Below are 12981 nucleotides of genomic sequence, written 5' to 3' on the forward strand. Positions count from 1 at the left end.
GAAACATGGCCACCGCAACCGCACTGATCAACGCGCTGGGCAAGCAACTAGGCACCCCTTTGCAGCTGCAGAACGGGGTGTGCGCCCTCTTCGACGGCAGCCGCGAGGTGGTCATCGTTGAAATTCCAGGCGCTGGCGACGTGGCGATCCTGCATTGCAAGCTGCCGCTGCCCGCCGATCCCCGGCTCCATGAACGCCTGCTGCGGCTGAACTTCGATACCGCTGCCATGAGTGGCTGCTGGCTGGCGCTGGACCAGCAGTCCCACGTCCGCTTGTGTGCAGAGTTGCCCATAGAGGCGTTGAGCGAACTGACGTTCGTTCATTGGGTGCAGGGTTTTGTGCAACAAACCCGGGAAATCCCGACCATGTTGAGGATGCCCCACACAGCGCCGGCGAAACCGGCCGCCCCACGACCTCTTCCCGTAGGTTCGGCACGCCCAATGATCAGTTGATCCGGGATTCCGGGGCTGCTTCGTTCATCCAGGCCGGGCATGACGCTTTTCAACCTCTGCGCGGCGCTTTCGAAACTTGCCGGAATGCCATCTCTCTACGATTCTGTATGCACCGCCCGACACAAGGTGGCCAAGCTCACAAATACGCGCCGGAGAGGCCAGCATGACGACCGTAGCCGAACTACTGAAGTTGAAAGACAAGCACCACGGTGAAGTTCATACCGTTAGCCCTGAGCAGATGGTCATCGAAGCGATCAAGCTGATGGCCGATAAGAATATCGGTGCCGTTCCGGTGGTTATTGACGGCAAGGTGGTCGGCATCATCAGCGAGCGTGATTACGCCCGCAAGATGGAACTGGCCGGAAGAGCCTCGGTGGGCACGCCGGTGAGTGAAATCATGACCCATGATGTGAAAACGGTGGATCCGCACGCGACGGTCGATCACTGCATGCAGATCATGACTGACCGCCGCCTGCGCCACCTGCCGGTGGTGGAACATGGCCATCTGGTGGGTTTGCTGTCCATCGGTGACTTGGTCAAGGCCGCCATCGCCGAACAGGCCAGACTGATCGACAAAATGCAGGAATACATTCGCGGCGAGAGTTATTGAGTTAACCGCAGCACCCAGCCCTGCAGGCGCGAGCGTGCTCGCGATCGGTACATCAGACACGTTGAGGTGGCTGAATAAACGCAATCGCGAGCAAGCTCACGCCTGCAGGGTTAACGCCTGAATCGTTTCAACGCACCTTGAAACGGTCAATCATCGCCACCAGCCTTTCGTTGGATGCCACCAGCGCGTCGACGCTGGTATCGGTCTGCTGACCGCAACCGACCAGCTCCCCCACCATGTGCCGGATCGCGACCATGTTCTGGTTGATCTCCTCGGTCACCGCACTCTGCTGTTCAGCGGCCGTGGCGATCTGAGCGCTGAGGTCGTGGATGCGCAGCACCGAACCTGCCATGCCATCGAGCCCTTCGTTGACCCGCGAGGTACGGTCGGCAGTGGACTGGCAACTGACCTTGGTTTTTTCCATGGCGCCCACCGCAGTGCTCACGCCCTGTTCCAGTCGCGCCAGCATCTCGTTGATCTCCGACGTGCTCTGTTGGGTACGCCCCGCCAGTGCCCGCACTTCATCGGCCACCACGGCAAAGCCCCGGCCCTGCTCGCCCGCCCGCGCCGCCTCGATGGCCGCGTTGAGCGCCAGCAGGTTGGTTTGCTGGGCGATCCCGCCGATCACCCCGAGCACATCGGTAATGCGCTTGGCATCGACCTGCATCTCCTGCACGTATTGGGTCGCGTCTTCAACCTCGGCCACCAGCGCCAGAACACTGACCGACGCTTCATCCACCACATCCCGCGAGCGTTTCGCGGCATCGTTGGCCGATTGGGTAAAGCTGGCCGTCTGCGTGGCGTTTTCGGCAACGCTGTCGGCAGTGGCGCTCATTTCGTTGATCGCGGTGACAGCCTGATCGGTTTCCGACGCGTGGCGATTGAGGATCTGGTTAATGTTGCGTGACTGATCCTGCAACTGCGCCAGGCCTGCAGAGATCTGTTCGGTGCCGCTGCGCACCTCGACGATCATGGCCTGCTGGAAAGCGATGAACTTGTTCACCGACTGTCCCACGGCATCCAGTTCGTCCTGGCCCTTGATCGGGATACGCCGGGTCAGATCGGCCTCACCCGAGGACAGCGCATCGATGTTGTTGCGCAGCACGGTCAGCCGGCCCAGCAGGCGACTGAAAGCGAAACCCAGCACCGCCAGGAGCACAATCACCAGCGGGATCTGCAGCCAGCCGAGGGTTTTCATCACATCGGTGCTGCTGGCGGTGAGCATCGACGTCGGCAGCGACGTGGCAATCAACCAGGGCGTGCCGACGACCGGGCGCAGGAAGAACGTCAGGTCGCCCAGTTGCGGATCCTGGTATTCGCGGGAATACACGGCGTCGCCGGAAACCTGGGTCAGGCCGTCCTGAATGGATTTGGCGAACATCGACTGACCGCTGAACGCCGAGATGTTCTTGAGGATGATTTCGCCGGGGATGCGGCTCTGGTTGGTCAGCACCTTGCCGTCACGCTCGACGATCATGACCTGCCCCTGAATGTCCTTTTCCTTCTCCTGAATCAGGCCGTTGAAGAAGCCCAGCGTGACGTCGATGGTCGATACGCCATACAACGCGCCGTCCTTGTAGATGCCCGTGGCGCAGTTGGTGCGCGGCTGCGGACTGGCTTCGTCCTGATAGGCCGCTGCCCAGGCGCACCTGCCTTTGGGCGCGTTCTGTCCGGCGCGGTGCCACGGCTGTTCCCAGTAGTTTGGCGCCGGATCGGAATTCCAGTAGGTGCTCACCACCAACTGACCGCTGCCATCGCGATGATAGAACGTGCTGTGTTTATTACGGCCCGGCGTGCGCTTGTCTGGCATCGGCCAGACGCCGCCGCCGAAGACCTTGGCGTCACCGTATTGGTCGACTAGACCGGGAAGCACCTTGTCGATGGCATCACTGTCCAGCAGCGGCACAGCCTGAGTAATGGCCCGGGACTGGGCTTCGACCCTGGCCAGGTCAGAGAGGATCCGCGTGCCGATCTGATCGACCTGATTGAGCACCAACTGTTCTTGCGAGGCACGAACCTTGGGCGTAACGAGGTATTCGATGCCCTGTTCGGTAATGACCGCGATCACGACGATCAGCGCCACAAATATGACCGTATAGCGCGCCTGCACTGTTTTAAACATCGTCGACCCCTTGGCTTGAAAATTTGTTGTTGTTTTTGCACAACGCCAAAGGGGTTATCGACTGAAAAAAAGGAAGGATGAGCCTCGGCGATGAAAGGTTTCACTGCCGCTGGAAAGGTCATTCAGCCAATCACTGCACCGGCAGAAAATTCAGGAACAGCAGGCTCTGGGCATAATTAAGACCGATCCGTCGGTAGCGCTCGTCGAGCATCTGAGTCAGTAAATCCAGGCGCGCGACGATCTTGCCGAACTCGGTGGCGAAACTCAGGTTGCTGCCCTCCTCGGAAATCTCGTTGGAAAACAGCATCAACTCGCCGTTGGCATTCTGCCGCTGGCTCAGCAACCAGGTGGCCTTCTCGATATTGCGGGCGGCGTTGCTGACGAATTTAGGGTCGATTTGATCGGTCATGAAAAACTCTAGCCGTCCGCCGTGCGCAGTGACCAACATACTGCCGATGGCGTAGATGAAGGCACCGACGCGGTCTCCGAGGAATTCGGGGCTCAGGGCGTAGCTCAAGGCCGCGAGATCACGACGATTGCCTAACTGCGCCAAGGGTGTTCTCTGCTCGATGGCGTTGCGCACATTGCGCTCGGCGGACCGGGCGTCGACGAACCCTGACTTGCGCCACTCTGCCGGGTTGCGCAGGTACAGCTTGTTCATCAAAAGATACAAACTTTCCAGGTTGTCATGCATGGCCAGCGTTGCCATGCGATCCACGCTGGTCTGGAAAAACTCTTGAGGGCGGGTTTCGCTGAACTGCGTCGCCACGTCGCGCCCGTCCTGACGGGTGCAACCGGCGACGCCGAGCATCAGCATGGCCACCGCCAGCGCTGCGAGCGCGTTGCGGAGTACACAAGAAACGTAAGAAACACAGACCATCTATCACGAGCTTCAGCATCTGGACGTTGCGCGGATCGCCACGTCCTGGCCATGGATAGAGCCGTAAATCGGCAAAAAGTGCGACAAGGGGACGATATGCCGCTCAAAGGCGCATAAATACTCATTACATTCAGCCACGTGACGGCTTGAAGATTTGACGCCGCCCTCGCCTTTCACCAAGCTAGCCGCCTTCACTCTGTTTTCAGGAAACACCCCGCGTGATGACCACAAGCCTGCACTGGCGCCGCTTTTTATTCTGCCTCGCTCCGCTGATCGCCCTGCTCGCTGCCTGCGACGGCGGCGCGCCCAAAACCAAACCGTCCGAGGCCACGACGTACGTCAGCGTGGAATGGGACAAGCTGCCTGTTGTCAGCGACCAGGACTTGATGGCGGGCTACAACAGCTGGTTTTCAGCGTGCAAGCGTCTGGCCAAAGACCCGGTCTGGGGCCCCACCTGTGCCATGGCCGCGCAGGTGCAACCCACTCCTGCCGCCGTCCGCGAGTTCCTCAAGAACCAGCTGCAAGTCTATAGCCTGCGGTCGTCGGAGCATGGCGCCAACGGCCTGATCACCGGGTATTACGAGCCCATTTATAAAGGCAGCGAGCAACAAAACGATCAGCATCCCGTCGCGATCTATGGCGTGCCTGATGACCTCATCATCGTCAATCTCGACAGCATCTACCCGGAACTCAAAGGCAAGCGCCTGCGAGGTCGTCTGGACGGCCGGGTCCTGCGCCCTTACGACGACGCCGCCACCATCGGTGAGAAAGGCGTCAACGCCCCTGTTCTCGCCTGGCTGGAAAACCCCATTGACCTGCAATTCCTTCAGATTCAGGGGTCGGGCCGGGTGCAGCTCGACAGCGGTCGGCAACTGCGCATCGCCTACGCCGACCAGAACGGCCATCCGTACAAACCCGTCGGTCGCTGGCTGGTGGAACAAGGCCAGCTGACCAAGGACGAAGTGTCGATGGGCAGGATTCGTGACTGGGCCATTGCCCACCCCGAGCGCGTCCATGAACTGTTGGGCAGCAACCCGAGCTACGTGTTCTTCACCCTGCGCCCTGACAGCAACGAAGGCCCTCGCGGGTCGCTCAACGTTCCTCTGACCGCCGGTTACAGCGTGGCCATCGACCGCAAGGTGATTCCACTGGGCAGCCTGTTGTGGTTGTCTTCGACCCGCCCTGATGGCACGCCGCTGGTTCGGCCCGTTGCCGCGCAAGACACCGGCGGCGCCATCGCCGGCGAAGTCCGCGCCGACATGTTCTGGGGCACCGGCGATGCCGCAGGCGAACTGGCGGGCAACATGAAGCAACAGGGACAGATCTGGATGTTGTGGCCCAAGGGCGTAGCGTTGCCTAACGCGAAACCCAAGCAATGATCGGTTCCGGGCAGCGTTCCGTTTGCAATCCAGGTTCCGGTTGATCTGAAACCGGTTTCAGGTATAACAGGACGCTCGCCTTCCTTCATTCTTACGTCAGTTTTCAGATGAATACCCCTTCCAACACCTCCGATGAATTTCATATGGGCTGGCTGCTGTTCGCGCTGGCCATGGGCGCGTTCGCGATTGGCACCACCGAATTCGCGTCCATGACGCTGCTGCCGTTCATTGCGAACGACTTCCAGACCACTCAACCGCTGACCGGACATGCCATCAGCGCCTACGCACTGGGGGTGGTCGTTGGCTCTCCGGTGATCATGGTGCTGGGCGTGAGGCTGCCACGCCGGGCATTGCTGGTGGGGCTCGCGGCGTTCATCGGCGTCGCTAACGCCCTGAGCGCGGTCGCACCGAGCCTGCCATGGCTGGTGTTCTTCCGGTTTCTCAGTGGCTTCCCACATGGGGCTTACTTCGGTGTCGCCATGCTTCTCGCCGCCTCGCTGGTCCCTAAAAACCAGCGAGCACAGGCGGTGTCGCGCGTATTCATGGGGCTGACCATCGCGACCATCATCGGCGTGCCATTCGCCACGTGGATCGGCCAGACAGTCGGTTGGCGCTGGGGCATGGCCATCGTCGCAGTGCTGGCGGCAATCACCGCGTTGCTGATTCGCAGCCTGGCGCCGGCCTCCCCTGCGCAAGCCGATGCCAGCCCGTTGCGCGAACTCAATGCGCTGCGCTCCCGGCAGGTGTGGCTGACGCTGGGCATCGCGGGTATCGGTTTCGGTGGCATTTTTTGCGTTTACACCTACCTGGCCGCGACGCTGATCGAAGTCACCCACGCGTCAGATTTCATGATTCCCGTGGTCATGGCCGTGTTCGGCCTGGGCACGACGGTCGGTAACCTGGTGTGCGGCTGGGCGGCGGATCGCGCCACTATGCGCGCCGCCGGTATTTCGCTGGGCTTCACGGCACTGGTGCTCGCCCTTTACCCCTCGTCCACGGACAACCTGTGGCTCCTGATCCCACTGGTATTCTTCATCGGTTGCGGCGTGGGGCTGGCGGCGATCCTGCAGACCCGCCTGATGGACGTCGCCCCCCACGCTCAATCACTGGCCGGTGCGTTGGTGCAGAGTGCATTCAACCTCGCCAATGCCATCGGGCCTTGGGTCGGCGGAATCGTCATCGCCGCCGGTTTTGGCTTGCCGGCCACCGGCTATGCCGCTGCGGCGCTGACACTGGGCGGGCTGGGAATGTGGTATTGGGCGGTTACCGATGCCCGTCGCGCAGCGATGCGCTTTACGTCCGACGCGGCCAATCAGGCTTGATTACAGGTGCGGCCTGACACCACTGCGACACCCTGTCATCAACCGGCTGGCCGAAAAAACCTTGTCCCGATTGGCTGGGCAGGCATAATTCCGCCTGTCTTTGTCCGCAGTGAGTAACAAGGCTTTGAAACACGCGACGACCTGTTCAGATCCCGCCATGGCCAGCAGCTGCGCCAATGGCTCAGTGCGCCGGGCCTCTCGCCGCTTGGGTCAAATCTACGATGAGGCCTTCCTGGCCTGTGGTTTGAAGGCCACCCAGTATTCGTTGCTGTCGCAAATCGCGCGCAGCGAACAGCCGAAGATGCGTGATCTGGCTCAAGTATTGGTCATGGACCTTTCTGCCTTGGGCCACACCCTTAAACCGCTGGTCCGCGATGGCCTGATAGCGCTGCAAGTCGACGAATCCGATCGTCGCAGCCGTCGCGTCTTGCTGACAGAAGCGGGTCAGCAGAAATACGCCGAAGCCCGCAAGATTTCCGAACGCGTGTCTCAGGTATTCGACAAGACGTTTGGCGTGGAGGAAACCGTCAAGCTGCGTGAAGCGCTGGACTTCATCGCCTCTGAAGAGTTCGCCCGGTCGCTGCTTGACGAACTGCAGTCGAGCGAAACCTGACCGGCCTGGTTTAAGCCGGTCGTCAGGTCAGATGCCCCGCTTGGTGGCGATACCTACCGACTAACCCTCCGGCTCCTCATCCGGCGCCGGAAACAGCGTATTGACCGTGGCCCGATGAGACGTACGCACTGGGGCCATGGCGGCCGATTCGGCAAGTTTGGTCGCCATCTCCCAGTGTCGCGCGTCCTGCCCCTCTGGCTGGCCTTCGGTTTCCCATATCAATTGAGCCAGTTGACGAACAGTCTCTTCGTCGACATTCATGCAGGTCCCCCTTTCGTATCGCTGCCGACCACTCCCCAGCCCCGGATACACCTCAAGATCCGTATCGACCCGATGTCCCGATGATGAACCGCAGACCAGTCGGTAATGAGCGGAGAGCACGGACAGGCTCTCAGAGCGTTTATAAGCACTGGCAAGCGAGAACCTACCCCCAGGTTCTCTGCGCATCGTTGAGATTCCGCGATGGCGCTTCACGAAGAGTCCTCCTCAACGATGGTTACGTTTCAGCAAGACGCTGACGAGCAGACCAACCCCCGCCGCTGCGCCAATCGCCATCCACGGATTGGCTTTTACATATTGCTTGGCATCGTTCAACACCCGAGTGACCGGCGGCAGCCCTTCCGTATCGATCACAGCCGCCGCAGAGCCTTTGAGAAACTCGGCCAGACGCTCGTGTGCCAGTGCCGTGCGATCTTCTTGCAACGCATCGCCTGCAGCCAGCAACGCGTTGGTTTCGTCGAGAAACGTATTCAACTGAGCGCGGGTCTTCTCATACAAATCGTCGCTCAAGGTGTCGGTCAGTTTGTTGATCGTCTGGTTCATATAGGCTTTCCGAATTCAGGGTATCGAAATGGGTTGACCGAAGCTCGATTCAATTCGTTCCGAACGAAACAGACAAACGAATTGATCGCGGCAAAACCGGCCGCCGCGAGCGCCGTCAGACACTCTGTCCGTAAACCCGACACCATGCCGGGCTCGCAGACGACAGTCCGGATTAACGAGCGCCAGGACCGGAGGTGGTTTTCTCGTGATCGTCCGCAGACGGATCGGGGTCGTTGCTGGTTCGGGCAGGATGCAAAGGGTCAACGGCGGGATCCGAGACATCGGGCGACTCAGGATCGAAACCCAGTTCTTCGTCCCCGTCGTCGGGTCGACCGGCCACGCCCTGGGCCCTCGAGTCAAAGCCGGTTTCGTTGTCGGCTTCGCTGTTGACGCCCTTCTGGGAAATATTGCCGGGTGCGTTGTGATTCATCTCCATCTCGACTCTCCTCGTCAATGCGCGCGATAAGCACACGTAGAGTTGGGATGCGTGAGGAAATCAGGAGTGCCGGGAGATGGACGAGCGGTGGTAAATGCCGCTGCGAGCAGTGACGCAAGGTTACGCAAGTCGACGATGGCGCACGCTATACGCCACCCCCGACCTGCGCCAGACACCGGGAAACCGGTGCCGGAGACGGACTTATTTTGGCGCTATCGCACCGTCGACAAGGACCTGCGCCTCGGCCACAAGGCGCTTGAGGTGTTCCTCGCCCTTGAAGCTCTCGGCATAGATCTTGTAGATGTCTTCAGTGCCCGAAGGACGCGCCGCGAACCAGCCGTTCTCGGTCATGACCTTCAAACCACCAATCGCCTGATCGTTGCCCGGCGCCTTGCTCAGGATGGTGGTGATCTTCTCGCCCGCCAGTTCCGTCGAGGTCACCTGCTCCGGCGACAGCTTGCTCAGCAACGCCTTCTGCTCGAAGTTGGCCTTGGCCTCGACGCGGGTCGACACAGGCTCGCCCAACTCATCGGTCAGCGCCTTGTACATTTCGCTCGGATCACGCCCCTTGCGAGCGCGGATTTCCGCCGCCAGCAATGCCGGGATCAAGCCATCCTTGTCCGTGGTCCAGACCGTGCCGTCGCGGCGCAGGAACGACGCACCCGCGCTCTCCTCGCCACCGAAGCCCAGCGAACCGTCGTACAAGCCTTCAGCGAAGAACTTGAAACCCACCGGCACTTCGTACAAGCGACGACCCAGACGCTGGGTCACGCGGTCGATCATGCCGCTGCTGACCACGGTCTTGCCCACTGCCGCGTCGGCGCGCCAGTCGGGGCGGTTCTGAAACAGGTAGTCGATGGACACCGCCAGGTAGTTGTTCGGCGCCAGCAAGCCACCGGTGGGGGTCACGATTCCATGGCGGTCGTGGTCAGGGTCGCAGGCGAAGGCCACCTGAAAACGGTCCTTGAGACCGATCAGGCCCTGCATGGCGAAATTCGACGACGGGTCCATGCGGATCTTGCCGTCCCAGTCGACGCTCATGAAGCGGAAGGTCGGGTCGACGAACTTATTCACCACCTCCAGGTTCAGGCCGTAGTGCTCACCGATTGCCGACCAGTAGCGCACACCCGCGCCGCCCAGCGGATCGACGCCCAGACGCAGGTTGGCGCCACGGATCGCGTCCATGTCGATGACGTTTTTCAAGTCGGCGACGTACGTATTGAGGTAGTCATGCCGGTGGGTGGTGTTGGCGCGCAGCGCCTTTTCCAGGGTCACGCGATTCACGCCGGCGATGTTCTCGGCGAGCAGCTCGTTGGCCTTGTTTTCGATCCACTTGGTGATGTGGGAATCGGCCGGACCGCCATTGGTAGGGTTGTATTTAAAGCCGCCACTTTCCGGCGGGTTGTGCGACGGCGTGATGACGATGCCGTCCGCAAGGCCCGTTGTGCGACCACGGTTATAACAAATGATGGCGTGGGACACGGCGGGCGTCGGCGTGTACTCGTCACCCTCGGAAATCATCACGTTGACACCGTTGGCGGCCAGCACCTCCAGTGCCGATGCAGCGGCAGGCGTGGACAACGCGTGGGTGTCGGCACCGAGAAACAGTGGGCCGTCGATACCGTTCGCCTGGCGATACAGGCAGATGGCCTGACTGATTGCCAGCACATGCCACTCGTTGAAACTCAGGTCAAACGAGCTGCCACGGTGGCCTGACGTACCAAACGAAACCTTCTGGGTGGCAACCGACGCGTCCGGCTGACCGGTGTAATACGCCGTCACCAGACGAGGAAGATCGACCAGCAATTCTGCAGGCGCCAGTTTGCCTGCGAATGGACTGATACTCATGCGAAACCTCCGTGGATGGAAAACCGTGATTAGTCATGACTGACGAAAAATAAAAGATGCTCGGCCAAGCGAAAAAAGCCTGAAAACAGCTGTAGCGCGGCAGTTTACTGGCAGTTGGACCGCCCTGCTCGGCTATCGATCCGTAAACGCTTGAGACAATTAGCAGAGCGCACTCAAAGTTGCCACCAGGCGGGCAACAATTGCTGAATCTTGCGCTCGGCAAAACGGTCGTCGATCAGCATCACCACACCGCGGTCGTCCTGCCCACGAATCACCCTCCCCGCGGCCTGCACCACTTTCTGCATGCCGGGGTAAAGATAGGTGTAGTCGTAACCGGCGCCGAACAACAGGCTCATGCGGTGTTTAAGTTGCTCGTTGACGGGGTTGATCTGCGCCAGCCCCAGCGTCGCGATGAACGCGCCGATCAAGCGGGCGCCTGGAAGGTCGATCCCTTCCCCGAAGGCACCGCCCAGGACCGCAAAACCGATGCCTTGGCTGTCCGGCGTGAATCGGTCGAGGAAGGCCTGCCGATCGGCCTCGGCCATCCCGCGTGACTGCTGCCACATCGGAACGTGCGGATGGGTTGCCGCCATCAAGTCGGCCACTTGCTGCAAATAATCGAAACTGCTGAAAAACGCCAGGTAGTTGCCCGGCCGCGCCTGAAACTGCTCGGCCATCAACGCGACGATCGGCCCAAGCGAGGCCTGGCGATGGGTATAACGCGTGGAAATGCGACTGACGATGTGCACGTCCAGCTGCGAGCGCTGGAACGGCGATTCGACGTCAACCCACACCGTGCTATCCGGCAAACCCAGCAAGTCACGGTAGTAGTGACGAGGGTTAAGCGTGGCAGAAAACATCACCGTGCTGCGTGCGGCGGTCAGGCGCGGGCGCAGGAATCCCGCTGGCACTACGTTGCGCAGGGTCAACCGCGACAGGGCTTTTTTGCCGGATTCACGTTTACTGATATCGAACAGGTAATGCGCGTCGAACAGCTCGGCAATGCGCCCGAACTGAATGGCGTCAAAATAGAAACGCTGCAGCTCGCCATTCGCCGCCTGCGGATGGTCATTGAAGTAATCGCCGAACGCCGCGACGCACAGCGCGAGGCTGGCGAGAAACTTCTCGGGCATACCGGAGTACGCCTGGTACGGCGCGACCTGATCCTTGTGCAGCGCGTTCCATTCGCGATTGACCCGTTGCAGGGATTTCTTCAATGGCTCCGGCGCCACCTGTCGCACCAGGTTCATCGCGTGCTGATCGAGACCGGCGCTGTACATCTGACGGGCGCGCTCGACCATGTTGTGGGCCTCGTCCACCAGCACCGCAACGCGCCACTGGTTGAACTGGCAAAGCCCGAACAACAAGGCGTTGAGGTCGAAGTAATAGTTGTAATCGGCGATGACCACGTCCGCCCATCGCGCCAGCTCCTGGCTCAGGTAATACGGACAGACCTGATGCCGCAAGGCGACATCACGAAGACCTGCCTGATCCAGCCAGGGCGAGATCAACGCTTCGCTGCGCGCGGCCGGGAGCCGATCATAAAACCCTTTGGCCAGCGGGCAGGCGTCACCGTTGCAGGCATTGTTCGGGTACTCGCAGGCCTTGTCCCGCGCGACCATTTCCAGCACGCGCAGCGTGAGCTGCGGCGCGCTTCGACCGATCACGCTCAACGCGTCGAGCGCCAGCTTGCGGCCCGGGGTTTTGGCGGTCAGAAAAAACACCTTGTCCAGCTTCTGACTTGGCGCGGCCTTGAGCATCGGAAACACGGTACCGATGGTCTTGCCGATGCCGGTCGGTGCCTGCGCCATGAGACAGCGCCCGGTGCTGACAGCCTTATAGACCGACTCGGCCAATACCCGCTGCCCGCTGCGAAACTCGGAATGCGGAAACCTGAGTTCGGTCAGCGCCTGATTGCGCCCCTGAAGGTGAGCCATTTCCTGCCGCGCCCACCGCAGGAAAATCTCGCATTGCGCCTCGTAAAACGTCTGGAGTTGCGCCGCTGAATACCGCTCGCGAATCACCGTCTCCTGCTCGCTGACGATATTGAAATAGACCAGCGCAACGTTCACCTCAGGCAACTGTAATTGCTGACAGATCAGCCAGCCGTAGACCTTGGCCTGCGCCCAGTGCAGCTGCCGATGGTTGTCGGGCATTGCCTCAAGGTCGCCACGGTAGGTCTTGATTTCTTCCAGCTGATTGAGCGCGGCGTCATAGCCGTCTGCCCTGCCCCGCACGGTCAATTCATGGTAGACACCGCTGACGGCCACTTCGGGCTGGTACTGCGGGCCCCGGCGCGCGGCGACCGTGCGATGCCCGGCGATGCCTTCCAGCGCGGTGGGCGATGGGGTGAAGCGCAGATCGAGATCCCCAGCCTTGGCAGTGAACTCGCACAGCGCCCGCACGGCGACGGTATACCCGGCTTGCGGGTCGACAACAGGGCTCGGCGCAGCAACAGGCAGCTCACTGGCCACAGGACCAGAACCGGGATCGAACG

General features: G+C 60.8%; 12 protein-coding genes and 1 pseudogene. 5 read left to right on the forward strand and 8 right to left on the reverse strand.

Annotated elements, in window-relative coordinates; genetic code table 11:
- Nucleotides 1-5: 5 nt before the first annotated feature.
- Nucleotides 6-452 carry a type III secretion system chaperone gene (locus AB4N84_RS26180; protein WP_074750396.1) on the forward strand — a complete coding sequence of 149 codons (447 nt, stop codon included), beginning with the start codon at nt 6-8 and terminating at the stop codon, nt 450-452.
- Nucleotides 453-615: 163 nt separating this feature from the next.
- Nucleotides 616-1062, forward strand: a complete 447-nt coding sequence (locus AB4N84_RS26185; RefSeq protein ID WP_460043908.1) for a CBS domain-containing protein — start codon at nt 616-618, stop codon at nt 1060-1062.
- A 127-nt stretch (nt 1063-1189) separates the two neighbouring features.
- On the opposite strand, the gene AB4N84_RS26190 is transcribed toward AB4N84_RS26185, so the two are convergent.
- From AB4N84_RS26190 to AB4N84_RS26200, 3 genes and pseudogenes are all read right to left on the reverse strand, one after another.
- Nucleotides 1190-2035, reverse strand: a complete 846-nt coding sequence (locus AB4N84_RS26190) for a methyl-accepting chemotaxis protein (protein WP_425262198.1) — start codon at nt 2033-2035, stop codon at nt 1190-1192.
- Nucleotides 2036-2110: 75 nt separating this feature from the next.
- Nucleotides 2111-3184: pseudogene (locus AB4N84_RS26195) on the reverse strand (cache domain-containing protein); the annotation flags it as partial.
- 130 nt (nt 3185-3314) lie between these two features.
- Nucleotides 3315-4001, reverse strand: coding sequence for a hypothetical protein (locus tag AB4N84_RS26200; protein WP_425262196.1), 687 nt, complete (start codon nt 3999-4001; stop codon nt 3315-3317).
- A 284-nt stretch (nt 4002-4285) separates the two neighbouring features.
- Here AB4N84_RS26200 and mltA point away from each other — a divergent pair, with 284 nt between their 5' ends.
- From mltA to AB4N84_RS26215, 3 genes are all read left to right on the forward strand, one after another.
- Nucleotides 4286-5443: a murein transglycosylase A gene (gene mltA, locus AB4N84_RS26205; RefSeq protein WP_460047151.1), complete on the forward strand. Its 1158-nt coding sequence runs from the start codon at nt 4286-4288 to the stop codon at nt 5441-5443.
- 107 nt (nt 5444-5550) lie between these two features.
- Nucleotides 5551-6765, forward strand: a complete 1215-nt coding sequence (locus tag AB4N84_RS26210) for an MFS transporter (RefSeq protein WP_460043910.1) — start codon at nt 5551-5553, stop codon at nt 6763-6765.
- Between the two features lie 157 nt (nt 6766-6922).
- Nucleotides 6923-7378, forward strand: a complete 456-nt coding sequence (locus AB4N84_RS26215) for a MarR family winged helix-turn-helix transcriptional regulator (protein ID WP_208605133.1) — start codon at nt 6923-6925, stop codon at nt 7376-7378.
- A gap of 60 nt (nt 7379-7438) precedes the next feature.
- Here the strand turns inward: AB4N84_RS26215 and AB4N84_RS26220 are convergent, their stop codons facing one another.
- The 5 genes from AB4N84_RS26220 to AB4N84_RS26240 all read right to left on the reverse strand — a co-directional run bounded on the left by AB4N84_RS26220 (nt 7439) and on the right by AB4N84_RS26240 (nt 12946).
- The gene (locus tag AB4N84_RS26220; RefSeq protein WP_074750385.1) at nt 7439-7639 is read right to left on the reverse strand and encodes a DUF2934 domain-containing protein; all 201 of its coding nucleotides are present in this window, start codon (nt 7637-7639) and stop codon (nt 7439-7441) included.
- 225 nt (nt 7640-7864) lie between these two features.
- A complete protein-coding gene (locus AB4N84_RS26225; RefSeq protein ID WP_460043912.1) occupies nt 7865-8200 on the reverse strand; it encodes a glycine zipper domain-containing protein in 336 nt (111 codons plus the stop codon).
- 172 nt (nt 8201-8372) lie between these two features.
- Nucleotides 8373-8636 (reverse strand): DUF6021 family protein, encoded by a 264-nt coding sequence (locus AB4N84_RS26230; protein ID WP_074750382.1) that lies wholly within the window; start codon nt 8634-8636, stop codon nt 8373-8375.
- Nucleotides 8637-8837: 201 nt separating this feature from the next.
- Nucleotides 8838-10484 carry a phosphoglucomutase (alpha-D-glucose-1,6-bisphosphate-dependent) gene (gene pgm, locus AB4N84_RS26235; RefSeq protein ID WP_460043913.1) on the reverse strand — a complete coding sequence of 549 codons (1647 nt, stop codon included), beginning with the start codon at nt 10482-10484 and terminating at the stop codon, nt 8838-8840.
- 173 nt (nt 10485-10657) lie between these two features.
- Nucleotides 10658-12946 (reverse strand): ATP-dependent DNA helicase, encoded by a 2289-nt coding sequence (locus tag AB4N84_RS26240; protein WP_460047152.1) that lies wholly within the window; start codon nt 12944-12946, stop codon nt 10658-10660.
- Between the last annotated feature and the right edge of the window lie 35 nt (nt 12947-12981).

The organism is Pseudomonas sp. S2_H01, from assembly GCF_054668305.1.

What these genes read in the sequence shown, in the direction of transcription:
- AB4N84_RS26185 (WP_460043908.1), top strand. Translation starts at nt 616, where the DNA reads ATGACGACCGTAGCCGAACTACTGAAGTTGAAAGACAAGCACCACGGT.
- AB4N84_RS26210 (WP_460043910.1), top strand. Translation starts at nt 5,551, where the DNA reads ATGAATACCCCTTCCAACACCTCCGATGAATTTCATATGGGCTGGCTG.
- AB4N84_RS26220 (WP_074750385.1), bottom strand. Translation starts at nt 7,639, where the DNA reads ATGAATGTCGACGAAGAGACTGTTCGTCAACTGGCTCAATTGATATGG.
- AB4N84_RS26230 (WP_074750382.1), bottom strand. Translation starts at nt 8,636, where the DNA reads ATGGAGATGAATCACAACGCACCCGGCAATATTTCCCAGAAGGGCGTC.
- mltA (WP_460047151.1), top strand. Translation starts at nt 4,286, where the DNA reads ATGACCACAAGCCTGCACTGGCGCCGCTTTTTATTCTGCCTCGCTCCG.
- AB4N84_RS26200 (WP_425262196.1), bottom strand. Translation starts at nt 4,001, where the DNA reads ATGCTGATGCTCGGCGTCGCCGGTTGCACCCGTCAGGACGGGCGCGAC.
- pgm (WP_460043913.1), bottom strand. Translation starts at nt 10,484, where the DNA reads ATGAGTATCAGTCCATTCGCAGGCAAACTGGCGCCTGCAGAATTGCTG.
- AB4N84_RS26215 (WP_208605133.1), top strand. Translation starts at nt 6,923, where the DNA reads ATGGCCAGCAGCTGCGCCAATGGCTCAGTGCGCCGGGCCTCTCGCCGC.
- AB4N84_RS26225 (WP_460043912.1), bottom strand. Translation starts at nt 8,200, where the DNA reads ATGAACCAGACGATCAACAAACTGACCGACACCTTGAGCGACGATTTG.
- AB4N84_RS26180 (WP_074750396.1), top strand. Translation starts at nt 6, where the DNA reads ATGGCCACCGCAACCGCACTGATCAACGCGCTGGGCAAGCAACTAGGC.
- AB4N84_RS26190 (WP_425262198.1), bottom strand. Translation starts at nt 2,035, where the DNA reads ATGATCGTCGAGGTGCGCAGCGGCACCGAACAGATCTCTGCAGGCCTG.